This is a genomic window from Paenibacillus sp. Soil724D2, assembly GCF_001427935.1.
GTDB lineage: Bacteria > Bacillota > Bacilli > Paenibacillales > NBRC-103111 > Paenibacillus_E.
In genome coordinates this window covers 171,630-198,223 of the sequence record NZ_LMRY01000056.1, presented here as the reverse complement: position 1 = coordinate 198,223, position 26,594 = coordinate 171,630, and the positions used below count along the sequence as shown (strand labels likewise).

The 26,594-nt window shown below is 47.3% G+C and carries 19 protein-coding genes; all 19 read left to right on the top strand.

Going from position 1 to position 26,594, the window contains the following annotated elements; translation table 11 throughout:
- The first annotated feature begins 274 nt into the window (after positions 1 to 274).
- Positions 275 to 1,273: a LacI family DNA-binding transcriptional regulator gene (locus ASG85_RS31105; RefSeq protein ID WP_057306600.1), complete on the top strand. Its 999-nt coding sequence runs from the start codon at positions 275 to 277 to the stop codon at positions 1,271 to 1,273.
- Between the two features lie 16 nt (positions 1,274 to 1,289).
- Positions 1,290 to 2,162 (top strand): carbohydrate ABC transporter permease, encoded by an 873-nt coding sequence (locus ASG85_RS31100; protein WP_060648820.1) that lies wholly within the window; start codon positions 1,290 to 1,292, stop codon positions 2,160 to 2,162.
- Positions 2,163 to 2,175: 13 nt separating this feature from the next.
- Positions 2,176 to 3,018 carry a carbohydrate ABC transporter permease gene (locus tag ASG85_RS31095; RefSeq protein ID WP_063860439.1) on the top strand — a complete coding sequence of 281 codons (843 nt, stop codon included), beginning with the start codon at positions 2,176 to 2,178 and terminating at the stop codon, positions 3,016 to 3,018.
- A gap of 101 nt (positions 3,019 to 3,119) precedes the next feature.
- Positions 3,120 to 4,424, top strand: coding sequence for an ABC transporter substrate-binding protein (locus ASG85_RS31090; protein ID WP_060648819.1), 1,305 nt, complete (start codon positions 3,120 to 3,122; stop codon positions 4,422 to 4,424).
- A gap of 68 nt (positions 4,425 to 4,492) precedes the next feature.
- On the top strand, positions 4,493 to 5,758 hold the full coding sequence (locus ASG85_RS31085; RefSeq protein WP_060648818.1) for an amidohydrolase family protein: 1,266 nt from the start codon (positions 4,493 to 4,495) through the stop codon (positions 5,756 to 5,758).
- Positions 5,759 to 5,760: 2 nt separating this feature from the next.
- Complete coding sequence (locus ASG85_RS31080) at positions 5,761 to 7,800, top strand: hypothetical protein (RefSeq protein ID WP_060648817.1); 2,040 nt, start codon at positions 5,761 to 5,763, stop codon at positions 7,798 to 7,800.
- Positions 7,801 to 8,339: 539 nt separating this feature from the next.
- The gene (locus ASG85_RS31075) at positions 8,340 to 9,002 is read left to right on the top strand and encodes an aspartate/glutamate racemase family protein (RefSeq protein ID WP_060648816.1); all 663 of its coding nucleotides are present in this window, start codon (positions 8,340 to 8,342) and stop codon (positions 9,000 to 9,002) included.
- A gap of 45 nt (positions 9,003 to 9,047) precedes the next feature.
- Complete coding sequence (locus ASG85_RS31070) at positions 9,048 to 9,968, top strand: class II fructose-bisphosphate aldolase (protein ID WP_060648815.1); 921 nt, start codon at positions 9,048 to 9,050, stop codon at positions 9,966 to 9,968.
- 17 nt (positions 9,969 to 9,985) lie between these two features.
- Positions 9,986 to 12,418: an alpha-mannosidase gene (locus ASG85_RS31065; RefSeq protein WP_060648814.1), complete on the top strand. Its 2,433-nt coding sequence runs from the start codon at positions 9,986 to 9,988 to the stop codon at positions 12,416 to 12,418.
- Positions 12,419 to 13,078 carry a class II aldolase/adducin family protein gene (locus tag ASG85_RS31060; protein WP_060648813.1) on the top strand — a complete coding sequence of 220 codons (660 nt, stop codon included), beginning with the start codon at positions 12,419 to 12,421 and terminating at the stop codon, positions 13,076 to 13,078.
- Positions 13,075 to 14,367: a four-carbon acid sugar kinase family protein gene (locus ASG85_RS31055; RefSeq protein WP_060648812.1), complete on the top strand. Its 1,293-nt coding sequence runs from the start codon at positions 13,075 to 13,077 to the stop codon at positions 14,365 to 14,367. The genes ASG85_RS31060 and ASG85_RS31055 overlap by 4 nt, the downstream gene beginning before the upstream one ends.
- 25 nt (positions 14,368 to 14,392) lie before the next feature.
- A complete protein-coding gene (locus ASG85_RS31050; protein ID WP_060648811.1) occupies positions 14,393 to 15,025 on the top strand; it encodes an SIS domain-containing protein in 633 nt (210 codons plus the stop codon).
- Entirely contained in the window at positions 15,022 to 16,002 is a 981-nt protein-coding gene (locus ASG85_RS31045) for an ROK family protein (RefSeq protein ID WP_060648810.1), read from the top strand. The genes ASG85_RS31050 and ASG85_RS31045 overlap by 4 nt, the downstream gene beginning before the upstream one ends.
- A gap of 10 nt (positions 16,003 to 16,012) precedes the next feature.
- Complete coding sequence (locus ASG85_RS31040) at positions 16,013 to 18,160, top strand: Sip1-related alpha-galactosidase (RefSeq protein WP_060648809.1); 2,148 nt, start codon at positions 16,013 to 16,015, stop codon at positions 18,158 to 18,160.
- A 25-nt stretch (positions 18,161 to 18,185) separates the two neighbouring features.
- Positions 18,186 to 19,076, top strand: coding sequence for an FAD-dependent oxidoreductase (locus ASG85_RS31035; protein WP_060648808.1), 891 nt, complete (start codon positions 18,186 to 18,188; stop codon positions 19,074 to 19,076).
- A 48-nt stretch (positions 19,077 to 19,124) separates the two neighbouring features.
- Entirely contained in the window at positions 19,125 to 21,284 is a 2,160-nt protein-coding gene (locus tag ASG85_RS31030) for an FAD-dependent oxidoreductase (RefSeq protein WP_060648807.1), read from the top strand.
- Positions 21,281 to 23,167, top strand: a complete 1,887-nt coding sequence (locus ASG85_RS31025; protein WP_060648806.1) for a beta-N-acetylhexosaminidase — start codon at positions 21,281 to 21,283, stop codon at positions 23,165 to 23,167. Before ASG85_RS31030 ends, ASG85_RS31025 begins: the two co-directional genes overlap by 4 nt.
- Before the next feature lie 10 nt (positions 23,168 to 23,177).
- Positions 23,178 to 24,689, top strand: a complete 1,512-nt coding sequence (locus ASG85_RS31020; RefSeq protein ID WP_060648805.1) for an FGGY-family carbohydrate kinase — start codon at positions 23,178 to 23,180, stop codon at positions 24,687 to 24,689.
- A 103-nt stretch (positions 24,690 to 24,792) separates the two neighbouring features.
- On the top strand, positions 24,793 to 26,589 hold the full coding sequence (locus tag ASG85_RS31015) for an MBL fold metallo-hydrolase (protein WP_060648804.1): 1,797 nt from the start codon (positions 24,793 to 24,795) through the stop codon (positions 26,587 to 26,589).
- The last annotated feature ends 5 nt before the right edge of the window (positions 26,590 to 26,594 follow it).

The window sequence follows — 26,594 nt, the reverse complement described above, 5'->3', positions numbered from 1 at the left end:
GTTTGTTCATTTGTTAAATTAAGTATTGACAATTTCATGTGTAAGCGATAACATGTATTTATAGAAATCGCCATGAATAAAAGTGGGAACGATCCCAAACAAGTGCGGAAAACTGAATAAGATGCCCTTTTTTTTGAATAAAAAATGGGAACGTTCTCAAAAAGTGAGATTACTTATCGAAGCAAGCAAAAAATCAAACTTTTATCCTTAAAATGGGAACGTTCCCGAAAATGAAAATTCAATCGATTTGTTCAAGTATAGAGGGGGGCAGCCAATGAATCCAACGATTCATGACGTCGCTAGAGTAGCCAACACATCCAAAAGTACAGTATCACGTTATTTAAATGGTCAAAAGGTAAAGAAAGCAACGGAAGAGGCCTTAGAGAGAGCGATTATAACTCTTAATTATCATCGGAATGAAAATGCTCGAAGATTAGTCATGAGTCGGACGAATACGATCGGTATCGTGGTCGACAACATTTCGAACATATTCTACTCAGGCATTATTAGAGGGATTGAAGCCGTAGCCAATAAGAAAGGCTATAACTGTATATTCTATAGTGGAACTTCAAATGCCAAACAAGAGGCGTCCTTCCTCCATCTGCTTTTCGAAGGACAGGTTGACGGTATTATCCTGCTTAGCTTCCAGAAGCGGGATCTGCTTGAACTGGAGCGGATGATGGATGTTCCGTATCCGCTTGCATTAATTGGCGATCATGGGGAAATGGATGGCTTATACTCCGTTGATATCGACAACGCTTCTGGGGTTGCTGATCTGGTTACCTATCTGCATGAATTAGGACATCGTCGAGTAGCCTATATTTCAGGTCCTAGTCACATGGGACCTATCAAATACCGGTTGAAAGGCTTGCAGCAGAAGATGCAAGAATTGCAAATGGAATTCCGGCCTGAGTGGGTCGTGGCGTCGGATTGGACCAATCAAGGCGGATACGAGGCCATGAAGGAGCTGCTTCAAGAAGAAGGCTATACGGCAGTCATTGCCTCCAGTGATGAGACAGCTATCGGTGCGCTTCGAGCATTACAGGAGCAAGGGATTCAAGTTCCTAACCAAATGTCGATCGTCGGATTTGATGATATCACCTTGTCGAGTTGGGTTTCCCCGCCATTGACAACGGTTCGCCAGCCTCTACAGCAGGTTGGGATGAAGGCAGCGGAAGGCTTGTTTGCCCAAATAGAGGGAGAAGCAGTAGAGAGAACGTCTCATTTATTTAAACCGACACTGGTGATTCGTCAATCTTGTACCAAACTTTAGAAAAGAGTTGAGACCGATGATTTCAAAAATCAATAAGTCGAATTACGGATATCTATTTGTAGCTCCATTTTTCATAGGATTTGGCATCTTTGGTTTAATTCCGATTTTATATACGTTTTATTTAAGCTTTACCAAATGGGATGGATTTACAGATCCCGTTTATGTCGGCTTGGCCAACTATTCTCGTCTTTTGCACGATACGTACTTCTATCAAACGATAGGGAACACCTTGATCATTTGGGTCATGTCGATTGTTCCACAGCTGATCATTGCTCTCGTTCTTGCGATTATTTTGAATGAGAAATTTATTCGCGGCAAGCATTTTTTCAGGGCTGTGTACTACTTTCCCCATATCATTACACCGATTACGCTTGGCGTCATGTTCAGCTTATTGTTCGACTGGCAAACGGGCTCGGTCAATAAAGTGCTGATGGAATTAGGAATCGTTAGTGAGCCAGTGAACTGGTTCAGCAGTCCATGGTGGTCGCGCACGATTGTATCGGGCGTCATTTGCTGGCAATATTTCGGATTTAACCTGATCGTGTTTATCGCGGGACTTCAATCCATTTCAGAAGAAGTGTACGAAGCGGCCAAGATGGATGGCGCGAATAAATGGAAAAGCACGCTATATATTACGCTCCCCATGCTGCGTCCTGTCTTTCTGTTTACCTTCATTACCTCAGTAATTGGTGGATTGCAATTGTTTGATGCGCCACTAATGCTCGGAGATGGTCCTAATAATACGACCCGAACCATGGTTATGTACCTCTATCAAACCGCATTCAAAAATTTTGATTACAGCTACGGAGCAACAGTCGCGTATGGTATTTTCGTTGTTGTCATGGTCTTGACGGCGATTACAGCGAAAGCTTCAAAGCTCAATGAGTAGGAGGTGACGACCCTTGATAAAGAAAGCGTTTCAATTCGATTGGTTTATTTTGAAAATTATCATCTACGTGGCGTTAATGGCTATAGCTTTGACTTGCTTACTGCCTTTTTACAGCATGATCATTACTTCCACACACACCAATTCAGACATTGCCCGGAAGCTGCTCATCGTACCTGGCGACCAGTTCTTAGAGAACTATCATAGGCTGATTGAAACCGTAAACATCTGGCGTGGATTAGGTAATACGTTATTCATCACTGTTACGGCAACACTCATTAATGTTTATTTTGCAGCGTTAGCTGGTTATGGATTCTCAAAATACAATTTTCGGTACAAAGGCGTATTGTTCATGATTACCCTAGCGACAATGATGATTCCTGGACAATTGGGGATTATCGGATTTTATAAATTAATGGATGTTTTCCATATGTTGAACACCTATTATCCTTTATTGCTTACGTCCGTGTACAACGCATTCGGTATTTTTCTAGTCAAACAGTTCGCTGATACATCGGTACCAACCGAAATTATCGAATCTGGAAGAATAGACGGATATGGTGAAATGCAGCTTTTCCATCGCATCATTTTACCGTTAATGAGTCCTGCGCTTGCCACGTTAGCGATCTTTGCTTTCATTGGAAAATGGAATGACTTTTTAGTTCCGATGATTATTTTGTTCGATGCCGACATGCAAACTTTGCCAGTCATGATTGCGAGTGTTAAATCGCAGTTTTCATCCGACTTTGGCGCTCAATATGTAGGAATTGTGATATCGGTCGTCCCGATCCTGGTGTTCTTCTCTTTTATGTCCAAGCGGATTATTAACGGAGTTGCGGCTGGAGCCGTAAAGGGCTGATACGTAGACATTGAGGGGAGTGATGCGCGGCAATATGTTATCGTCATTTTAACCAGAAAACATCACTATACTTGTAAATTAACTCTAAGGGGAGATATATCTTGAAAGCACAAAAATGGGCTTCTATTTTAATGACAACGGTACTTGCGACAGGTGTTCTAACGGCTTGTGGTTCTAAATCAACTAACAATAGTTCAGCGACGAATACTCCTGCGGCATCTGTCGCACCAGTAGATCCGGCAAAGCTGTCTGGAACGCTCTCCCTATGGACTTTCTTTGATGGAACAAAAGGCATTGCGACAGCATTTGAAAAGAAATATCCGAATGTCAAAGTTGACGTTAAGGTGTTCCCTGGCGATCAATATCAAATCAAACTGTTATCAGCGCTGCAATCCGGCAAAGATGTGCCTGACGTGCTTGACCTTGAAAGAAGTTATGTTGGTAAATTCATTGAATCTCCGTTCTTGATGGATTTAGCACCAATTGGCGCTGCTGATTTAGTTAAAAATTACATTCCATATGTCTCTGAGCTTGGTAAATCATCGGACGGCAAAATCAAAGCGGTATCTGACCAATCCTCTCCAGGCGGCTTCTGGTATTTGAAAGAAAATGCCAAAAAGTTCCTCGGTACGGATGATTCGAACCAAATCAGCGAAATGGTGAACAGTTACGATAAAATCATTGAACTCGGTAAAAAAGTTGCGAAGCAAAGCGATGGCAAGGTTCATTTAATTGCGAATACAGGGGACTTGAATGACATTGCCAGCTACAATACACAGCCTTTCTATGTGAATGGCAAATTAAATGTCGATCCGAAATGGGAAAAAGTATATAACAGTCAAAAAGAAATTCGTGCGAATAACGTAGATGCAAAATTGCCATTCATGTCAGCGGGCTGGGGTAATGCACTTAATGACGGAAGTGTTGTATTGGTAGCGATGCCTGCTTGGGCAACATTCATGATCGGTAACAAAGATAATAAAGCCGTTGGTAAGTTTGGCGTTGCCAAAACTCCAGAAGGTTTCTACAACGGTGGAACGTTCCGTGCGATTTATAATAAAACGGCTAATAAAGACATCGCTGCTGAGTTTATCAAATTCTCTGCTAGCGCTGAATGGCAGAACGCAGATCTGATTGCAAGAGGGAACATGCCAGCACTTCAAAGTGTTTATGATGCAAATGTAGATAAGTATACAGCTCCTTTAACTGGGGATCAAAAAGTACTGCAGCCTTACTACGCAATGATGAAGTCAATGCCAGTGATTAAGTCTGATAAATACAGTGATTCGATTCTAGGTCTCTGGAGAAAAGTAGCAAGTCAAGGACTTACAGACAATAAAAGCTATGCGGATGTTGTAGCAGCCTTCCAAAAAGAAGTGAAAGCAGCGTTCCCTGAGCTTCAATAATTGTAAAAAAGAAAAGCGGCTGTTTCTTCAAGAAACAGCCGCATATTTAGAAGGAGAGAGACCAGCTAATGAGCATCCTTCATGATTATGTTAACCGAATCCGCATCATTGACGGTCATGAACACCTGGCAACACCACAAATTCGAAAAAGAGAAAATCATGATTTGTTTTCCTTGCTGCATTACTTGGACTCTGATTTTTATAGCGCAGGCATGAAAATGGGTGCGTTAGGAAGGCAAAGTTCATTAGATGTGGAGCAAAAGGCTTCCCTGTTTATGGACTTTTGGCATAAAACAAAAAATACAACGTATGCCCGGATGTTTCGGACAGCGATGGAAGATTTATATGGGCTCAGCGAGTGGAATGTGAAAGGCCTATTAGAGGCGAATGAAAAAGTGACCCAAGCAACACATAACCCAGGCTGGTATGAGCAAGTTATGGTCCAAAAATCCGGCATTGATCTTGCTTTTACACTGATCCAAACAACGAAATTGGAATACGAGCGTTTTCGTCCCATCATGTTTATGGATTTTACTTTCAAACTTCGAACATTGAAGGATATCACTACTGTCGAGAGAATGTCTGGCGTTACGGTCTATCACCTGCGCCAATATTTGGAGGCAGTGGATACCTTATTGCATAAATATGTTCAGGAAGGCATGGTCGCGACAAAGTTTGGGCATGCCTACTGGCGCTCCCTATCTTCTGGTAAACCGACCTTCCATGAAGCGGAGCTGGCTTTCAATCGTCTGCTCGGCTGTACACTGGAAGAATCGCTCTCACAAGCTGAAACACAGGCGCTGCAGGATTATTTGATTCATTTCATCATCCAACGTTCGATTGCTTATGATCTACCGATTCAAATTCATACTGGTCATCATGAAGTAAGTGTTTCTTCTAACGGTAACACGTTAACGAATTCTAATGTGGAATTGCTGATCCCGCTGCTGCTGGAATATACGGAAGCAAGATTTGTTCTGCTCCACAGCGGATACCCCTATTATTTGCCTTATTTAAGCCTTGTAAAAAATTTTCCGAATGTCTACGCAGATTTTACATGGGTGTACATCATTTCGCCGACGGCATCTAAACAAATATTGCATCAGGTTATTGAAATGGTCCCAATGACGAAAATTCAAGGCTTTGGCGGCGATTATAACTTTATCGAAGGGACATATGCCCACCAGAAGTTGGCCCGCAAAGTGGTGGCGGATGTGTTGACGGAAAAGGTGGCTGATGGCGCACTTGATGAATCAGAAGCCATGACCTTTGCTGATCGGATTTTCCGAACGAATTTAATCGAACTATATAAGCTGAAGGGTTTGGAGGAATAGCGATGCAGTGGAAGTTATCGGATAACGGCTTAGAGCATGCAGTAAAGGCATTTGAGATTACTATGGCCGAATCCAAGCATCAAGCAAGTCTTCGGTTTTCCAATTTGTTATCGGCAAGCGGTAGGGACGGGAAGCAGGAAATGGTATCTGTTGATGAGATAACGTCAACCTCTGACGGGCTGCAGGCTTCTGGGGAATCGGAAAGCTTTCAAGTAAGATCAAGCTGGAAACAAATGAACGATATTTGCGACTATTTCGAAGTATCCATGGATGTGGAGTACAAGGGCAAGCAAGCTTCTGCGTACAATTTGCAGTTTGGCTGCAGCCTTGAAGGGACGGGCAAGCCGGATTGGATGATTCCCGGCGCTTTTTACAAAGAGAATCGATTCGAAAAAAATCTGCGTCCCTACCCTCGCTATGACTTTAAGGGGGGCGATCCTCAGCAAATGGTGTCCGATTACTGGTCATTTCGTGCAGATCGTGCAGCTCTTCCAGCGGTGTTCGCTTGGAATGACGGGATGTGCGGAGCGCTTTGTACGGATGAAATGTCCCCGCTTGGACTTAGTGGTCTAGGCTTTCGAGGCAATGAAGCAGGGACGGAAATTTGGCTTAACTTTCCCTATAAGGAGGAGCCCGTGACGTTCATTGGTAACGCCGTGCCAGCACCAGCGGATCTGCACATGCATACGTTCCAACCGGGTGAGAAAGTAGAGCTTCATTTCTATGTTTACGCAGGCACTTCTGATGCGCACAGCTACAATCCTTTCGTTCGTCAAATGTATGCTATACATCGTCAAGTAAATGGGCTGAATCCATGGATGGGCCTGGAGCAAGCAGCAGAACTAACGGCTCATGGCCTGTACGAATGGCACTATGATAAAGAGAACGACATTCTTAGAGAAACGGCTGCTTTCGACCGCGAGTTTAACAACAATGTCAAAGGGATGGGCGATCGTCCGCACATGCACGTCAGTTGGGTTAGCGGTGTGCCTTATGCCTACGCCTTGTTGACCTATGGCAGGAAAAAAGAGGATACATCCTATACAGAAGCAGGCATCCGAGTGTTGAATAAAATCGCAACAGGGCTTGCACCGAGCGGAACGTTCTGGGCTTCATGGGAGCTCGGGAGAGGTTGGACGGCAGGCTGGAATCCGAAAAAGACGTGGCTGCAAGCCCGAACGATATCTGAAGCAACGTTGTTCCTAGTCCGGGCGCTTGCTTTTGAGAGAGAAGCAGGTGTCATGCATCCTGAATGGGAGCATGCTGTTCTTTCCAATCTTCGTTTCGCTGCGGAACATCAACGCTCCGATGGGAACTTCGGCTCCTACTATGATTGCGAGACTGGCGAAGTACAGGAGTGGGATGGCGCAGGCGGTATGCTGTGGATTGCAGCTCTTCTGGAGGGAGCCTCTTACTTTGAAGACGAAGGTTTCGCAGCTGCTGCAGTTCGGGGAGGAAGCTATTACGAACGATTCATTCGTGACGAGTATATTTATGGCGCTCCCGAGGACGTCCACTTAACACCAACTTCGGAAGATGCTTACAACGCTGTCGTGTCTTACGTTCTGTTGTATGAATTCAATCGTCAGCCGCTTTGGTTGGAGCTTGCCTCTAGTGCCGCGGATTGGATGATGACTTTCCGTTGGACGTACAACTTGCAATTTCCTAAACATTCTCTTCTGGCACAGTATGACTACTGTTCGCGCGGAGCGGATCAGGCCTCAACATCCAATCAACATTTACACAATTATGGACTTTTTGCAGTACCAGAGATGCTCCGGCTATGGACTTATACAGGAGACCGATATTATCTAGATCGTACGCGAGATCATATTTCTTGCTTCCTGCAGTTTATCGCGCGTGAAGATGGCGACTTCAATGCTTACAAAGGTATGGTAACGGAACGGTTCTACAATACGAATTGCTTCCAACCGAAGGGAATGATGCTGACGCTATCCCATTCTTGGTGTATTGGACTCATATTATATGCGGCTCAGGCATCTCTACCTTATGAAAATGACTTAGATTTATACGATCGATAATTGAAGTGGACCAAATGAAAAGTAGGCTGCGTTGCAGCCTATATAACTTTTGGGAACGTGCCCAAATTGCCAGATAACGGAGACCGTCGATTCATTCATTCATTCATTCATTCATTCATCCATCTCTCCCTACATTGAAGTGTTTTAAATTGGGATCAATTATCATTTATGCTCGCTTGAGGTTGTTGGAAGAACGAATCCATATTCGCGGTAGAATGATGTTGTAAAAAGTGCAACAATTGCTGCATAGATCCAGACTTTCACCCTTCGATGTTGCATAATGTACAACAATTTGGCCCAATATAGACCATTTCGCAACAAATATGCTCAAAATGTTGCACGAAATGCAACTTCAAGTTGCAAAACAGTCTTTTGGCGTGTGAATTGTTGAAGAAAATACAACATTAGTAATCACTGTAGCCCATCTGTTCTCACGAAAGCTGAATGACTCTAAAGACGAATTTTTGGAGTTATGAATACCAGTTGTGAATCAAGCGACAGTTTCTAAGGTGCTTCATACATGCAAAGGAGCGATTTCAATGACAAATAAACTAGCCATTATCCATACAACGCCGGTAACGGTGGAAAGTTTAAAAGCATTAGCCGCAGAGCTTCTGCCTGAGGTTGAAGTGATGAACTGGGTAGATGATTCCATTTTGCCGCAGCTCGTAGCGAATGGCGGGCAAATCGATGAGATTGAAGAGCGTTTCCTTCAGTACGCACAAATTGCCGAGAAAGCAGGTGCTTCCTGTATCTTGAGCGCATGCTCGTCCATCGGCGAGTTGGTTGCCCGCGTACAGCCGAAACTCCAAATTCCCATCATTCGTATCGATGACCCGATGGCAGAGTTAGCGGTGAATTCAGCACGCAAGATTGGTGTTGCGGCAACGCTCGAAACGACATTGCAGCCGACCAAACGAATGCTTATTAGCAAAGCAGAGCAAGCTGGCAAAGCGGTGCAAATTGATTCAGTCGTCGCAAAATCTGCTTATCAGAAGCTCCTCGCTGGAGATAAAGAGGGGCATGATGAAGAACTCGCATCTGCACTCCGCAATCTTGCAGCCAACACGGATGTCGTTGTGCTTGCGCAGGCTTCTATGGCCCGCGTGATTTCGCAGTTTGCCCCAGAGGAACAAACGCGTTTTCTGAGCAGCCCGCGTTTAGGAATGCTGCGGGTTAAAGAAGTCATGGAACAACTATAACGTTACCTCACTATTAGAAGCTTTATATAAAAGGAGACATACTCGATGACAAACTCAACACCTACTGCACCGGTAATCACATTAAAACAAGCACTTGAGATTTCTGAAGCGAACCATTTTGCGATTGGCTCTTTCTCGCCGCGTTATACCCCAATGATTGCTGCCGTTCTGAAGGCGGGACAAATCGCAAATTCACCGTTAATTGTTCAAATTTCACATAAAGAATTGATTCGTTATGGGATTACAGCAGCTGAATTTGGAGAAGAATTTTACCGCCAAGTAAAAGAGCAGCAAATCACAGTGCCTGTCGTACTGCATTTGGATCACACAAAGGAATTAGAAACCATTAAGGAAGCAATTGCAGCAGGCTTTACGTCGGTCATGATTGATGCATCGGAGAAACCATTTGCCGAAAATGCGGAAATAAGCAAGGAAGTTGTGGAATATGCCCATGCGAAAGGAGTTTCCGTAGAAGCCGAGCTTGGAATGATTGGCACAACAGACTTCGTAGAAACGGATAAAGATGAAGAATTATATACGAATCCACAGGAAGCGGCTGAGTTTGTCGCGATTACCGGTGTTGATGCGCTAGCTGTGTCTTGCGGTACCGCACATGGCGTATATGTCGTGAAGCAGCCGAAAATCGACTATGACCGCTTGATGGAAATTCGCAGATTGACTCCGGTTCATCTTGTCCTGCATGGCGGTTCTGGCGTACCACCTGAAATGATGCGCAGAGCCTACCAATTGCCAGGCGGCGGTGTTAGCAAAGTGAATATCGCGACGGATTTGGAGCTTTCGCTGCTCCAAGCCCTTGGACGTGAAGAACGGATGACCAATGAAGAATGTAAAAACTTAGCGCCGGATAGGCTGCAAGTTGGCCGTGATGCCGTTACGCAAACGGTGATGGAAAAAATGAAGCATTTTTTGAACAGCGCTGGTAAAGCGGATGTTTTTAACAAATAGATCGGGGGATTCTCTCAATGAAAGATAACAAACTCTATATGATTGGTAACGCACATCTGGATCCGGTTTGGTTATGGCAATGGCAGGAAGGATTCCAAGAAGCGAAGGCGACATTCCGTTCTGCTCTAGACCGGATGACAGAGTCCGAAGATTTTATTTTCACTTCCAGCTCTGCTGCCATGTACGAGTGGATTGAAAATAACGAGCCAAAGATGTTCGCGGAGATCAAAAAACGCGTGCAGGAAGGACGCTGGAATATTGTCGGCGGTTGGTGGATTCAACCTGATTGCAACATTCCGAATGGGGAATCCTTCGTCCGTCAAGGGTTGTACGGTCAACATTATTTCAAAGAAAAGTTCGGGGTAACCGCTAAAGTTGGCTACAACGTAGACAGCTTTGGGCATAACGGTATGCTGCCGCAAATTCTGAAGAAGAGCGGGATGGACTATTACGTGATGATGCGTCCGATGCCGAATGAAAAAGGGCTGCCAAGCCGTCTGTTCATGTGGGAATCTGATGATGGCTCACAAGTCATGACATTCCGCATCATGTATGAATATTTGTCTTGGGGCAAAGATTTGGAAAACCATGTTCGCCGCTGCTTGGGCGAATTCAAAGAGCCGCTTAACGAATTGATGCTGTTCTATGGCGTTGGCAATCATGGGGGCGGCCCAACGAAAGAAAATATCGAGAGTATTCGCCGCATGAACGAGGACCCATCCCTTCCTAAGCTGGAGTTTGCAACGCCGGATGCGTATTTCAAAGAGATGGAGAGCAAGAACTTAAAGCTGCCGGTCGTTCATGATGATTTGCAGCACCATGCTAGCGGCTGCTACGCAGCGCATTCAGGCATCAAGCATTGGAATCGCAAGGCAGAGAATCGATTAATGGCCGCAGAGAAGTACTCGGCGCTTGCTTCATGGATTACGGGTCAACCTTATCCGGTAGAGTTCAAGCAAGCTTGGAAAAATGTGCTATTTAATCAGTTCCATGACATATTAGCTGGAACCAGCTTGGAGTCTGCTTACGAAGACGCGATGTACTTGTATGGGGAAGCCATGGCTATCGCGGATCGTTCCCTTAATTATGCGGTTCAATCTTTATCATGGAACATAAACATTGAACAGGATGTAACCATGAAGCCGATTGTTGTTTTTAACCCTCATGCATGGGAAAGCCGTGTAAACGTTGAGCTGGAAGTAGGAGGCATCAAACCCACTACTGTTTTGCTTGATGACAAAGGGAATCCGGTGCCATTCCAGACAGTGCAATCACAAGCTTCTGCAAATGGCCGTTTCCGTCTTAGCTTTATGGCTGAGCTGCCTTCCATGGGATATCGGGTGTACAAATTGGTGGCTGAGTCAGCCTCACTTAAACCGGTTGGCGAGCCCATTCAAGCAAGCGACTTAGTTATGGAGAATAAGCGGTTCCGCTTGGAGTTCGATAAAGAAACAGGCTATATCAAGAGCCTGCATGATAAAGTGGTCGATCATGAAGTGTTTAAAGGAGAAGGAGCCAAGCCCATCGTCTTGGATGATAAGTCGGATACATGGAGCCATGATGTGCTGCATTTTAACCAAAAGGCTGGCACATTCAAGGCGAAAAAGGTGTTCCGTGTCGAGCATGGTCCCGTTAAATCAGTCATCCGTGTTGTCAGTGAGTATGGCAGCTCGAAGCTAGTTCAAGATTTCGCCATGTATCCGGACCGCGATCAAATCGATGTACAGGTGATGGTGGATTGGCGCGAGTCCTTCAAAATGTTAAAGCTGGTTTTCCCTGTGAATGTCATCTTTAGCAAGCAAACCTACGAAATACCTTACGGTACGATTGAACGTGAACATAACGGCGAAGAAGAACCAGGATTAACGTGGATTGATTATTCGGGTGTGACTCGAAAAGGCAACATCATGTATGGCCTCAGCCTAATGAATGATGCCAAATACAGCTATAGCATTCATAACCAAGACATGGCGTTGACTGTACTGAGAAGTCCTATTTATGCGCACCATGTGCCTTATGAGCCGGATCCAAATGGTGAGTATTCCTTTATCGATCAGGGCATTCAGCGTTTTTCTTACTCCTTGCTGCCTCATGAAGGCACATGGGAGCAGGCCGGTACGGTGAAGCGCGCAGCGGAACTTAACTGCAAGCCGATTGCTGTTATCGAATCGTTCCATGAAGGGGAGCTTGCGCAAACCGATTCCTATGTAAAAGTAAGCCGCGACAATATCGTTGTTAGTGCGATCAAGAAAGCGGAAGATAACGAGGACCTCATTATTCGTGTCTATGAGACGAATAAATCCGCTACGTCAGCCGAGATTGAGCTGCCTAGATGGAAGCGTGTCATTAAGGCGGATTTTAACCCATGCGAGATCAAAACCTTCCGCGTGCCGAAGAATCCGGAATTGCCGATCAAAGAAACCAATATGCTGGAATGGGATGTGGAGTAAATGGAGGCATCGGTTTGGCAGCAGCTGCAGGAAGCCGGGCGTTACATGCTGAATAACGGCTTGGCTTGGGGAAACGCAGGCAATATCAGTGCGCGAACCAAAGCTGACCACTACTTGATTACAGCAAGCGGTACAGACCTAGGGGAACTCAGCGAAGACGACTTCGTTGAGTGCGCTTTAACGGGTGGCACCTCGTCCTCTGCACCAGGGAAGAAGCCATCCAAAGAAGTGCCCATGCACCAAGCGATTTATGAGTCTCGCCCTGATGTAGGGGCCGTGCTTCATGCTTCACCCTTTTACAGCACGATGCTAGCCTGCTCGGCAGAACAACTGCCATCTGAATGGTTTGTTGAAACGATGTATTACTTGGAACGCATAGAACGCGTTCCTTATTTTCATCCTGGATCCCGCGAGCTTGGTGATGCGGTGCGGGAAAAGGCATGCAAAGCGAATGTGCTTTTCCTCGAAAATCACGGTGTTCTTGTTTACGACAAGAACGTGAAGGAAGCCCGTATGGCCATGCACACACTTGAAATGGCTTGCCAGATGTATGTGATGGCGAAGAGTTCGGGGATTTCCCTACGCAAGCTGCCAGATGACGTGGTTCAAAGCTTCTTGAACGAGTCGGGCTATAGGCCAAGAAGGAGGTTCTCCGAATGATTGGTATTATCGCAGACGATATTACAGGGGCTAATGACATCGGCATCATGTACGCTAAAGCGAACATCAGAACACATGTCTACCCGATGGAGGCGTGGACGGGGAGAGATCAGAGTAATGGTGCCGAACCTGATGTACTTGTTCTCGACACGCACTCCCGATTAGATACGCCGGATGATGCGTACACGAAGGTGTACCAGATGACGAAGCGGCTGCAGGAGGCTGGGTGCGCACGATTTATCAATAAAACGTGCTCCGTCTTCCGCGGCAATATCGGGACAGAATTCGATGCCATGCTTGATGCGCTAGACGCATCTTTTGGCATAGTAGTGCTTGGTTTTCCGAAAAATGGACGGACTACGTTGAATGGCATTCATTATGTACATGGTAAAAAACTGCAAGAATCCGAGTTTCGAAACGATCCTGTGCATCCGATGCGCTGTTCCAATTTGGTTGATATTTTACAATCACAAACGGACCGCAGAGTAGGACTAATTCCCATTCATATTGTAGAACAAGGTGCTTCTGTGTTAGAGGAGCAAATTGCAGTGATGAAGCAATCAGGCTTCACCTATATCATCCTCGATGTGCGTGATCAGCAGTCACTAAAGACCATTGCGCAAGCGGTTCAGGCTGAGCCGATTATTTGCGGAAGCTCAGCTTTGGCGGAGGAGCTGGCGTTGTTAGAGAAGCAGAATGCCGTGCAAACGAGTGTTGCGAATAAGCTGCCAGCGCTTGGACGCTCAGCTGTTTTGTGCGCCGCAGGCAGTTTAATGCCGCAAACAGCTGCGCAAATTGCCTATGCCAAAAAGCAGGGCCTGACAGCATTGGAGCTCGATTCCTTGCTCTTGTTTAACCCTGCTGAGAAGGAGGCGCATTGCAAGCAATTGGTCGAACAAGCGTCAAGACTTCTAAAGGATGATAAGGACGTACTCATTCACGCCTCGAATAGCCCGCTCAAAGTGGCGGCGACGAAAGTAAAAGGCGTTGAACTCGGCTACGGCAATACGGAAGTGTCCGTTATCGTTTCGAATGCGCTGTCCGACGTCATACAATCGGTCGTCAATGTGACAGGGCAGCAACGTCTGCTCATCGCTGGAGGGGAAACGTCCGCTGCGGTCTGCGATAAGCTGGGCATTGGCGGACTTAGCATCTGGCAAGAAATTGAGCCGGGATTGCCATCCTGTTTAACGCTCCAAACGCCGCAGCGCTTTTTGGTGTTAAAATCAGGCAGCTTTGGCAGCGAACCCTTTTTCATAGAAGCTATTGAACACTTGAAACAAACATAACCTGTGTTAGGAGGAGATTGACGTTATGAGTCAAACATTGGAGCAGCTTTTCGTGAAATATCCAGACTTGGAACCGTGTCGTTCATCAATCCAAGAGGCATTTGAATCTATGAAAGTGTCGTTTGAAAAGGGAGGCAAAATGCTGCTTGCCGGTAACGGAGGAAGTGCAGCTGATTGTGAACACGTTGTGGGCGAGTTAATGAAAGGATTTATGTCGCCGCGCAAGCTACCCAAGGAGCAAAGAGACAAAATGATGCTTCACGGCGAAGAGCAGGGGACGTATTTGGCTGATCATTTGCAAGGTGCGCTGCCGGCCATTTCGCTTGTCAGCCATACAGCGTTTGCAACAGCTTTCAATAATGATGTGGCGGCTGACATGGTATTCGCACAGCAGGTATATGGCTATGGAAAGCCGGAGGATACACTCGTTGTATTCAGTACATCGGGTAACTCGGCTAATATTGTACACGCGGTGCAAGTTGCCAAAGCACTTGGTGTCTACACCATTGGTTTGACTGGGGAAGGCGGAGGCCGCTTAAAAGAACTTTGCGATGTGACGATCTGCGTGCCGTATCGTTCAACACCAGACATTCAGGAACGCCATCTTCCCATCTACCATGTGCTATGCATGATGCTGGAGGAGGCATTTTTCGTATGAGTCTTCTGCTTGGTGGCATTGATATAGGAGGTACGAAGTGCGCTGCGGTGCTTGGTATCACTGCTGGAGAGACCGTTAACATTTTAGATAAAATAAGCTTTCCGACGCCGGCAACGCCGAATGAAGCACTTGTGCAGCTTGGTGACGCGCTAGAGCAGCTGCTGAAGCGCAATCCTGAAGGTAATTTACAAGCCATTGGCATCAGCTGTGGCGGTCCTTTAAGCAGTAAGGATGGCCTCGTGCTGTCGCCGCCTAATTTACCTGGTTGGGACCGTATTGATGTGCTAGCCCCTTTTCGAGAACGTTTCGATGTTCCTGTCGGATTGCAAAATGATGCCAACGCCTGTGCGTTAGCTGAATGGAAATGGGGAGCCGGGCGAGGTTCCCAGAATATGATCTTCTTGACCTTTGGTACCGGAATGGGTGCGGGTCTTATTCTAAATGGCCGCTTATATGCAGGAGCGAACGATATGGCCGGCGAGGTTGGGCATATCCGTTTAGCTGAGGATGGACCTCTAGGCTATGGTAAGCAAGGTTCGTTCGAAGGGTTTTGCAGCGGCGGCGGTATTGCCCGGCTGGCGTTTGCGATGGCTGAAGACTGGTTATCTGCAGGAAAATCAACGATACTTTCTACTTCTAAGGATCAGCTCCAAGAGCTCACAGCGAAAGATGTTTTTGAAGCGGCACATGCTGGCGATGAGCTGGCGATGCTGGTGATTCGTAAGGTAAGTGGGCAGCTAGGCAGAGGACTTGCGATCCTAATTGACATCCTCAATCCGGATACCATCGTCATCGGCAGTATTTATGAACGGCAGGAGTCCATGCTAGCCCCTTTGGTTATGGAGGAGCTAAAACGCGAAGCGCTGCCGATTTCACTAGGTGTTTGCGGAATTGTTCCTTCGGGATTAATGGATCATGTCGGAGATGCCGCCAGCCTATCCGTAGCGCTTCATGAATTTGAACAACAACGGTTATAAGGAGGCCCCTATGTTTCAACTAAATGAAATTGAACTTCAAAATCTAAGTTCAAGCGGCTTGCAGGATGTTCTGGGCCGTATTGGTGTTACCGTGACGCCTGATTCGGGTCCGGCATTGCCGCTTCTGCGCGGAGCAAACGAAAAGACTGCGGGAACGGATCATCTCGGTGATTACACAGAAACGAAAGTAACCTATTCGAATGAAGCAGACACGGCTGTTGTTCATTTACAGTTCCGCTGTTATGAATCCTTTGTACTGACATCGGTGCAGGGAGAAATGATAAATGCCAGCGATTTTGGCAAACAACACTGCTTTGCCGCTCAGAATGGCATTATCATTCATGCACAAGGAATGACGAATATAGATGGCTTAATGGCCAATTATCAGCATAAAGACTGGTGGACACGACCTCATTTTGACCCAAAATGGTCGACATTACCTGAACGGACACAATCTTTGCTGTGGCGTAAGGAATCGGCATTTTATCATTTGCTGCCTGTTTGCGGACCGGTGTTTCGAACAGATGTATGCGGTACGGAGGAAGGCTTGCAAATTCGCGTTTCTTCGCATCAAGGAGGAAGGACGCGCTGTGAGTCTTTATCGTTTGTACTAGGTGCGGGGACTGATCCTTACCAGCTTGTAGAGCGACATGTGGAAGCTGCGCTGCATACCCTTGATTACCCGACGCTGCCTCGCTCACGTAAACCCTATCCTGAAATTCTGGACTCTCTTGGCTGGTGCAGCTGGGATGCATTCTACCATCAGGTCAATGAAGAAGGACTGTTGGTAAAAGCCGAAGAGATGCAGGCTGCTAGCTTGCCGGTGCAATGGGTGATGATTGACGATGGATGGTCACAGACGGTAGACAAAAAATTGTCCTCTTTTGAGGCAGATGTAGAGAAATTTCCTCAAGGTCTCGCGGAAACCGTCCGTCAGCTTAAGGAAAAGTATGGTATTCGTTGGGTTGGAGTCTGGCATACCATTGCCGGTTATTGGGGCGGCATTCATCCGGATAGCCCACTCGCGAAACAATTCAGCGATTATCTATACAGCAATGCCAAAGGGAGCTTAATTCCATATCCGGATGCGGGCCGCGGCTTTGGTTTCTGGCATGCGTGGCATTCCTTTTTGGAGCGTCAAGGTATTGATTTCGTAAAAGTAGACAGCCAAAGCGCCGTCTTGAACTTCACGAAGCATGAGTGGTCGATCGGTGAGGCTGCAGCTGCTGCTCATGAGGCGCTGGAAGCTTCTGCGGCACTACATTTTAACAATACAATCATTAACTGCATGGGGATGGCAGCGGAAAATATGTGGCACCGTCCTAAGTCCTCTGTGTCGCGCAACAGTGATGATTTCGTTCCCCAAGATCAATTTGGTTTCGCTGAACATGCCTTGCAAAATGCTTACAATTCCTACTATCATGGCGCTTTTTATTATGGTGACTGGGATATGTACTGGACTAAGAATCATGATGATATTCAAAATGCTGTCCTCCGCTCGGTCAGCGGCGGTCCGATATATTTCAGTGATGCCCCGGGCAACACGGATGCTTCAAAACTATGGCCATTAATTTATAACAACGGAAAAATCATTCGCTGTGAGCAAACGCCGAACCCTACGGCTGATTGCTTGTTGCTTGATCCTACGAAGGAAACCGTACCGCTCAAGCTATGGAATATCGCCAAGTCATCCGGTGTCGTTGCCGCGTTCCATATTGGTAAATATACGGATTCAGTCAAAGGCACGGTAGGTCCGTCCGATGTTCCAGGATTGGAAGGCGATGCGTTTGTTCTCTATGAACACTTCTCTGGTGAGATGAAGATCATGCATCAGGGCGAACAGCATGCTTTTGAGCTGCAGCCTGGTCAATGTGCGATTTACCTGATTATTCCTTCAGGGGGGGCTGTGACACCAATTGGTTTGACGAACAAGTATGTAGCAACGGATGCGGTTAGCGATGTGAAATCGGAAGGTTCTACACGATCGCTTCAGCTCAAAGAAGGCGGTACGTTCCGGTTCGTGTCGGAGAACAATCGTGTTTCCGCGCAGTTGAACGGCAAGGCGCTTCCAGTCTTACTTATCAGCGAGCATTTGTATGAAGTAGACGTTCCGATGTTGGATGAAAAGCTGAACATTGTTCTGTCCGTATCGGAATAATGCGTGCATGTGGAGGAGAGATGACATGGACAAGACGACCCAATGGGAAGCGGGAATTCCCGTATTAGCTAACAAAGATGTTGTTATCATCGGGGGTTCTTTGGCTGGCATTGCATGCGCGGTCGAATTGGCCAAGGCCGGACAACAGGTCATGATCATTGAGCCACGGACTTATTTGGGGCGGGAATTAACCGCCTCTCTTCGCCCGTGGCTTGACCTTTCTTCGCGTGAGGATGGGAAATGGCCTGAGCTGATTCAATTTGTCGTGGAGCAGTCAGCTGCACAAGCAGATGCTGCTGACATGGCTCATATTCCGCTGCAACCAGATCGGCTTAAGCGGTCACTGGAAGATAAACTAATGGCATATGGTATTGAGCTCATCTATGCATCGCTTCCGGTTGCCATTATAAGTAATGATCAGGAATCAGGACTGGAAGGCATTGTGATCGCTAATAAAATGGGCAGCCAATTCATCCGCTGCAGCAAGCTGATTGATACAACGGAAACCGCGATAGTCTCACGTCTTCGTGGTGAACCAGTGGTTGATTTGGCATTCAATGAAAAGGCAGCGTTTGCAAGGACATTGGAATTTACCGGCGTAGAGTGGCCGGATAAAGCTGCTGAGGAGCTTATGACGTATGCGGTTCCTGACGATTTGGGACTATTGGGCGGCCAAGTCCGGCTAATGGAGGGTTATCGTGGAAAGCAGCATCGCTATGTTGAGTATTGGTTGGAATTAGCGAGTGCCAATGAGATCGCAGCGGCGGGTGAACGTGAACTGGAAGCGCGCAGGAGCGGCATGGCGTTAGCGGCTTATTTGGTAAAGCATGTCCCTGCATTCCGGAAAGCGGTGCTTTGCGGGTCGTCCTTCGAGCTTCACGGTCCTTTTCCTCTCAGGGGTGCGGAGATGCAATAAGGCAACCGCGTTACGCTGGCGATCGAAACGCAGCAGACAGCGAATGGGATGTTTGGCATTTATAGCTTGTGTAAGCAGCTGCCTGTATGTCTAGATCCGATTTTAGCGGTTGAAGCGGGTATGCAGCTGGCAATTGAAGTAATTAAAAGGCCTTTTACTAAACAAGTATTCACATCAAGTACAAGTAAAAAGATAGACGCCCCTCTTCCTACGCTCAAGAAGGTAGATGTGCTCGTCATCGGCGGCGGCTCAAGCGGAGCCTGTGCATCTATCACAGCAGCAGGGGAAGGTGTCAACTCGCTCCTCGTGGATATGAATCCGGGACTTGGCGGAACTGGGACACTAGGCGGGGTAGATAGCTATTGGTTTGGTAGAAGAGAAGGCTTCGCTTCTCGGATTCATGAGGCTGTGTTAGCCGTGCAGCAGGAAATCGGCTATAAGGGGCATAAATGGAACATCGAAGCCAAAATGTTCGCTTTGCAGCAGGAAGCCGTTCGCAAAGGCGTCGATTTGCTGTTTAATGCGTTCACATATGGCGTATTAATGAAAGAGAACCGCGTATGCGGTGTTCAAGTAGCCACACGCTGGGGACCTGCTGCGTTATATGCTGAGGTCGTTATTGATGCGACGGGGGATGGGGATGTGGCTGCTTTTGCAGGAGCAGAGTTTGTGTACGGCTCTGCCAAGGACCATACGGTGATGTGGTACTCCCTCGCCCAATATAAAACGCCTGATAAGATTCAAAACAATTTTACAAGCATGGTGGATGTATCGGATATCTTGGACTATACGCGTGCCATTATGGCTGGCCGCAGAAGAGGCGATCCGCAATTGCACGATCATGGCATCTATGTCGCAACGCGGGAAAGCCGGCACATTATAGGTGAAACCGTTATGCAGTTGTCTGATCAGCTTTTGCAGCGCAGCTGGCCGGACGTCGTTAATATTCATTTTAGCAATCATGATGTCAAAGGGGTTAGTGGCTCAGACTGGATAAATGTCGGACTTATCCCCCCTAATTTAGAAATTGAAATCCCTTACCGTCTGCTGCTGCCAAAAGCCATTGAAGGTTTGTTGGTTGCCGGAAAAGCCATATCTGCTACACATGATGCGCTTCCTGCTATTCGCATGCAGTCTGACTTAGAAAATCTGGGTGGAGTAGCTGCGCTTGCAGCCGCACTTGCCGTACGTTCAGGTGTCACACCAAGGGATATTAGGATTCAAGAGCTGCAGGATCGCTTGATTCACGAGGGGATATTACCTGCTTCGGTTCGAACTAGACGTCTTGCGCCTATTCATTATTCGGAAGAGGCGTTAAGAGGACTGGTGGATCAGATTGAATCGGAGCAACCGCTCTATGAATATGCGAATATGAGAATGAATGAAATTTATAAGGGACCCATTCCCTTTGTGGAAATATGCTCACTAGGTCAGAGGATCGTACCGTTTCTGGCGGAAGCGCTTGAGTTGGCTTCGGGGGCGAAGCAAATAAGATTGGCGCAAGCATTGGCGATGCTTGGAAACCAATCCGCCGTTCCTGTACTGATCGAAAGGATCATGGAACAGCTGAAAGGCACAGAGCTTCCTCGCCGGACTGCGGATATGATGTATGTCCAATTGCCGCCTGATCATGGCGCGATGCCAGATGTCGTTTACTTGCTATATTCCCTCGCGCAGACGAGAGATTCACGCAGCATTGCTGTATGGCAGCGGGTGGTTGACCTCATGCAGCCAAGGGAAGAAGACTTTACAGATACGTGGCTTGGGCTCTATTACTATGTGGATGCCATTAGCCAAGGAGCAGAGCGGTTGGGAGACCGAGGCGCTATTCCTGTTCTGGAACAGCTGCATCGTATTCCCTATTTGCATTCGCAAATAAGCTCATCAGCTCCGCAATCCGATTATTTTCTGGAACGGAGAGCTATGCTCGAATTGGTTATTGCCAGAGCGCTAGCCAGGTGCGGCAGCAGACTGGGTTATGAAGTGTTGATCCAGTATGTTCGCGACGGGCGATCTCTTCTTGCGAAGCAAGCCTTACAGCAGCTTCGGACACTTAGTGGACAATTGCTCGATAAGGATGCGGAACGCTTGCGTATTTGGCTGGATTCGGAGCGGCCCTATCGCCAAACGCACCCACTCCAGCTTCAGCTTGATATTGAAACGAACAGTGAATCCATATTACGCACTTGTGAGGAGAAGAAGAGATGAAGCTTCATTTGGAAGGCGATTTGCAAGGACTCGAAGCGGGACTAAGTGTTGTAAGTATGGAGCTAGGATGTACGCTCCGTCCTGACGGTTTGGTGATTCAGGTCGTTCGATCAGACGATAACCAATTGGAAGCAGGCTTTAAAGACGGGAAAGGCTGGATTCGTTATAAAGAGCCCATTCATTTTTTTCGTGCATTTGGTCTTTGGATACAGCATTACGAGAGCAGGACCAATTTCCATCTAACGGAACACATACAGTTTGATACCAATGGCGTCATGGTTGACGTATCACGTAATGCGGTATTGACGGTAGGGTCGGTTGAAACGATGCTGCGAAAAATGGCATTGATGGGACTAAACCGACTTATGCTGTATACAGAAGATACATTTGCCGTTGAGCCGTATCCTTATTTCGGTTACATGCGGGGGCGCTTTTCGGCGGAGCAATTGAAGGCTTGTGACGACTATGCTTTTTCCTTGGGCATTGAACTAGTACCGTGCATTCAAACCCTTGCCCATTTGACGGAAGCCTTGAAATGGAACTACGCCGGAGATATCCGCGATACCAGCGATATTTTGTTAGTTGGCAGTGAGAAAACTTACACCTTTATTCGTCATTTGATTGAGGCAGCGGTGGCGCCGTTCCGCAGTAAGAACATTCATATTGGGATGGATGAAGCCCATCAGCTTGGACTTGGACGCTATCTGGAGCAGAACGGCTACCGCAAACGCTTTGATATCATGAATGAACATCTGGAGCAGGTAGTTGATATCTGTGGAGAGTTCGGACTTTCACCGATGATTTGGAGTGATATGTACTTTCGCCTAGGTTCCAAAACTGGCAATTATTACGATTTAAACGGACAGATTCCATCGGATGTTATAGCAGATATGCCTAAGAATGTGCAGTACGTCTATTGGGATTATTACCATGATGACGAAGCTTTTTACCGTACGTTTATAGAGAAACATAGAGCTTTTGGCTCTGATCCTGTATTTGCTGGCGGGATTTGGACTTGGGGCAGTGTTGCTCCAAATTACGGCAAGACGATGGCTACTACTTCAGCCGCATTGAACGCTTGCAAATCAGAAGGAGTTCGAGAAGTCTTTGCTACCATGTGGGGTGATAATGGTGCAGAGACAAGTGTGTTTACCGGTTTAGCTGGCATGCAGCTTTTTGCGGAGCATGGCTATTCGGAGAAGGTGGATGAGGCGAAGCTGGCTGAACGCTTTGCATTCTGTACCGGAGGAAATTGGGACGATTTTATAGCCCTCAACGCCTTTGATGAAACGCCTGGTATATCCAAAAATAATATGCAGGAATCCAATCCTTCAAAATTTTTGCTTTGGCAGGATGTTATGATCGGCTTATATGATTCTAACGTGCAAGGGCTGCCGTTAAGCGACCATTATGCTGATTTGCAGTTGAAGATGTCGGCTGCAGTAGGTAGGAATGGGGATTGGGGCCGACTTTTCGTGTTTTATGAACAGCTGGCTGGCGTGCTGCGTGTGAAATGCGATATGGGTATTCGGTTGAAAAGCGCTTATGATGCAAATGATTTGGAGCAATTAGGGCGTATTGAATCGGAAATCAACACGCTGCGGAGTGATGTGGATCATCTGCGGAAATGCCATCGCACCATATGGTTAGCCGAGAACACACCATTCGGTTGGGAAGTTATTGATATCAGATACGGAGGCGTATTATCCCGACTGGAGACGGCTCAACAGCGAATTCAAGACTATCTTTCTGGAAGCGTTAGCCAGTTAGAGGAATTAGACGAGCAGCGGCTCTTTTTCGATGCTCCGTGGGTCATGAGGGAAGGTACGCTGGGACGCGGCTCCTACCATCGGATTGTGACTGCGGGAACTTTCTCAGGATGAGGTGGCTACTTTGTTTTTAGCTTTCGATATAGGTACAACGAACATTAAAGCAGGAGTAGCTGATGAAAATGGAAAACTGCTGGCTACGGCAATTAGGGCTAACCGGAAGCAGCAGCATGCACAGGGGTATGCTTACTATGACCCGCAGCATCTGTGGAACACCGTGGTTGATCTTATCAACGAAGTGGTAACAGGAGCACGCGTTACATCTATTCGTTCAGTGGGCATAACCAGTATGGCTGAAAGCGGGCTGCTTGTGGATCGCCAAACGGGCGCAGCCAGAACGATGATTATTCCTTGGTTTGAGACGTGTGCATTACCCTATGAGGCACGGATAAAAAGCGAAATTGACGCTTACGAGCAGTTTTGCCAAAGCGGACTTCATCCGTCTTTTAAGCAAGGACTGTCGAAGCTGCTTTGGATACAGGAAACGCAGCCCGAGGCGCTTGAAGGCACCGTTTGGCTATCCGTTTCCTCCTTTGTCGCTTATTTACTTACAGGAAGGTTTATGGAAGAGGAAACACTTGCTGCCCGAACATTCGTGTATCGCATGGATAAGCAGGCTTGGAATCTGCCGTTAATCCAGCATTTTGGACTTAAAGAAAGTCATTTTCCAACTGTTGTTGCAACGGGAACTTCCATAGGAACCGTGCTGCCTGAAGTTAGTCGGAGACTAGGTTTAGGAGTTGAAACAGCCGTTTGTCTTGCCGGCCACGATCATGTATGTGCTTCCTTGACAATTGGTCAGTCAGAGGTCGGGCGTGTCTATAATTCCATGGGCACTGCGGAAACGTTGGTGGGGCACTTCGGCATAAGGGCGCTTGGGGAAGCCGATTACCATTCCGGTCTTGCCTTCGGACGCCATCCACTGCCAGGTCAAATGTTCTGGATGGGCGGTCACTCAGCCTCAGGGGGTTCAGTGGAATGGCTGCGGGATCTTTTGGATAAAGGAGATTTATCCTATTCCGATATTCTAGGCATGTTGGATCAGGTAGCCCTTACTCCGACAGGTATCCTGTACTACCCTTATTTGTCAGGTTGCGGTGCGCCTTCTCCGAATGCCTTGGCAAAGGCTGGCTGGATTGGCCTTACTACGCGTCATAGTCGAGGCGATATGTTCAAGGCCATATTGGAAGGAAACGCATACCAGATGGAATGGCTGCGGCAGGAAGCCGAAAAAGTAGGGAGAGAGCCCATCAACAAACTAATTGTTGTCGGTGGGGGTGCCAAGAATAAACACTGGCTGCAAATAAAAGCAGACGTATCCGGCATCGAGCTCCAGCATCCGAATTTGCCGGAAGCAACACTGCTTGGCGCAGCGTTAATGGCGGGTGTCGGTTCTGGTGTGTATACTTCGTTCGAGGAGGCCATACTTGCTCTTCCAGCACCAGAGTCACAAGTCTATGCGCCTGACCCAATGAGACACACGCAATATCGGTCCATGTTCGAGAACGGGTTCTCACGCTTTCGTCCTATGCTCCTAGAATACGACATGTGGCTAAGTCAGCAGTCAAAATTGTAGGCGAAGATGAAAAGTAGCCCGAAAGTGAAAAACATGACTTATCCAAAAACACAAAAAGTAAAGAAATAGCTTTAGTGAATTAGGAGATGGGGTAAACATATCTATGATTGAACTTTCAAAGAATTTATTTCTATATCAGGACACATGTCATGTGTACGTTGTGAAAAATGGAACAAAGGCAGTACTAATCGATTTCGGCAGCGGTGAAGTACTTGATCGACTCACAGAGATCGGGGTAGATCAAGTCTGCGCGGTTTTGATGACGCACCATCACCGCGATCAAGGACAAGGGCTTGCACGCGCGTCAGAAGCAGGTATCCCCATTTGGGTGCCGCACACCGAACAAGAGCTGTTTTCGAACATTGATGCACACTGGCAAGCGAGGGAAGTATTTAATAACTACAATGTCCGTCAAGATCGCTATTCCTTACTCGAGCAAGTAGCTATCGCCGGAGCTCTGAAGGATTACGAATCGTACGAATTTGCCGGATATGGATTCAAGGTAGTTCCTACGCCGGGACATACAATCGGTTCCGTTAGCTTTCTTGCCTGGATTGACGGTCGGCACGTTGCCTTCACCGGTGATTTGATCGCAGGCCCCGGAAAGATGTGGTCGCTCGCGGCGACACAATGGTCATACAACGGTGGGGAAGGGCTCCCAGCCACCGTCGCTTCCTTGCTCGATCTTCAGGAACGTGCACCGGATTGGCTGCTGCCGTCGCACGGTGAACGAATGGAGCGGCCATCCGAGGCAATCGGCATACTTATCACCCGGCTGCAGGAGTTGATGCAATACCGTCAGCAAAACCCGCGGCTGCTTCTATTGCGCGAACAGCCTTTCGAGGAAGTAACTCCCCATCTGCTGCGCAGCCGAATGAGTATGTCGAATTATTATGTGCTTCTATCGAAAAGCGGTAAGGCGCTCTTCTTTGATTTTGGCTACGATTTCCTGACGGGTATTCCGGTCGGATCGGACCGGGCATCCCGCAGACCATGGCTGTATACGCTGGCGACATTAAAGAAGCAGTATGGGATTACGCAGGTGGATGCGGTCGTGCCGACACACTACCATGACGATCATGTGGCCGGCATTAACTTGCTGCGGGACAACGAGGGGACCAAAGTTTGGGCTTCTGAAACGTTCGCAGACGTTCTTCGCCAGCCTTCTTACTATGATTTGCCTTGTCTTTGGTTCGATGCTATCCCTGTTGACCGTGAGCTGTCAATCGGTGCCTCGATCCAATGGGAGGAGTACGAATTCACGCTCCACCCACTGCCCGGACATACGTTATATGCGGTGGCTATCTCGCTTATGGTCGATGATAAGCACGTGCTTGTCTCTGGGGATCAATATCAGGGAGGAGAAGGGCTGCTCTGGAATTACGTGTATCAAAACCGCTTTCGCATACAAGATTATGTGGACAGCGCAGCTTTGTACGAAGCTTTGCATCCCGATGTAATCCTGACCGGCCACTGGGAGCCGTTATGGGTACAGCCTGGTTACTTCGCCGAACTGGCAGCGCGTGGTAATGCTTTGGAGAGACTTCATAGAGAACTGCTCCCACTAAATGAAGTTGACTTTGGGGCAGAAGGGATCGGCGGGCGACTTTCGCCTTACCAGACACACACTCAAGTTGGTGAGAAATTTACGATGCAGGTTGAAGTGAAGAATCCATTCGCACGTGAAGCACTTGCTGAAGTGCGATTGGTTGTGCCACCAGGCTGGCGGGCCGACCCGGAACAAGCATCACTTCAGTTAGCAGCAAAAGCGACGGAGACTATTGAATTCTGTGTCACTCCGTCCGGGCCTCCTGTTCGTCGCGCAAGGGTAGCTGTAGAATTGACTGTGGAGGGAAGACGCTTCGGCCAGCAAGCGGAAGCGCTCGTCACTGTGCAGTAAAATGG

Excerpts from the sequence above, each read along its gene's own strand:
- ASG85_RS31015 (WP_060648804.1), top strand. The coding sequence starts at position 24,793 with ATGATTGAACTTTCAAAGAATTTATTTCTATATCAGGACACATGTCAT.
- ASG85_RS31040 (WP_060648809.1), top strand. The coding sequence starts at position 16,013 with ATGTTTCAACTAAATGAAATTGAACTTCAAAATCTAAGTTCAAGCGGC.
- ASG85_RS31085 (WP_060648818.1), top strand. The coding sequence starts at position 4,493 with ATGAGCATCCTTCATGATTATGTTAACCGAATCCGCATCATTGACGGT.
- ASG85_RS31035 (WP_060648808.1), top strand. The coding sequence starts at position 18,186 with ATGGACAAGACGACCCAATGGGAAGCGGGAATTCCCGTATTAGCTAAC.
- ASG85_RS31030 (WP_060648807.1), top strand. The coding sequence starts at position 19,125 with ATGTTTGGCATTTATAGCTTGTGTAAGCAGCTGCCTGTATGTCTAGAT.
- ASG85_RS31050 (WP_060648811.1), top strand. The coding sequence starts at position 14,393 with ATGAGTCAAACATTGGAGCAGCTTTTCGTGAAATATCCAGACTTGGAA.
- ASG85_RS31060 (WP_060648813.1), top strand. The coding sequence starts at position 12,419 with ATGGAGGCATCGGTTTGGCAGCAGCTGCAGGAAGCCGGGCGTTACATG.
- ASG85_RS31100 (WP_060648820.1), top strand. The coding sequence starts at position 1,290 with ATGATTTCAAAAATCAATAAGTCGAATTACGGATATCTATTTGTAGCT.
- ASG85_RS31075 (WP_060648816.1), top strand. The coding sequence starts at position 8,340 with ATGACAAATAAACTAGCCATTATCCATACAACGCCGGTAACGGTGGAA.
- ASG85_RS31025 (WP_060648806.1), top strand. The coding sequence starts at position 21,281 with ATGAAGCTTCATTTGGAAGGCGATTTGCAAGGACTCGAAGCGGGACTA.
- ASG85_RS31080 (WP_060648817.1), top strand. The coding sequence starts at position 5,761 with ATGCAGTGGAAGTTATCGGATAACGGCTTAGAGCATGCAGTAAAGGCA.
- ASG85_RS31070 (WP_060648815.1), top strand. The coding sequence starts at position 9,048 with ATGACAAACTCAACACCTACTGCACCGGTAATCACATTAAAACAAGCA.
- ASG85_RS31105 (WP_057306600.1), top strand. The coding sequence starts at position 275 with ATGAATCCAACGATTCATGACGTCGCTAGAGTAGCCAACACATCCAAA.
- ASG85_RS31065 (WP_060648814.1), top strand. The coding sequence starts at position 9,986 with ATGAAAGATAACAAACTCTATATGATTGGTAACGCACATCTGGATCCG.
- ASG85_RS31045 (WP_060648810.1), top strand. The coding sequence starts at position 15,022 with ATGAGTCTTCTGCTTGGTGGCATTGATATAGGAGGTACGAAGTGCGCT.
- ASG85_RS31055 (WP_060648812.1), top strand. The coding sequence starts at position 13,075 with ATGATTGGTATTATCGCAGACGATATTACAGGGGCTAATGACATCGGC.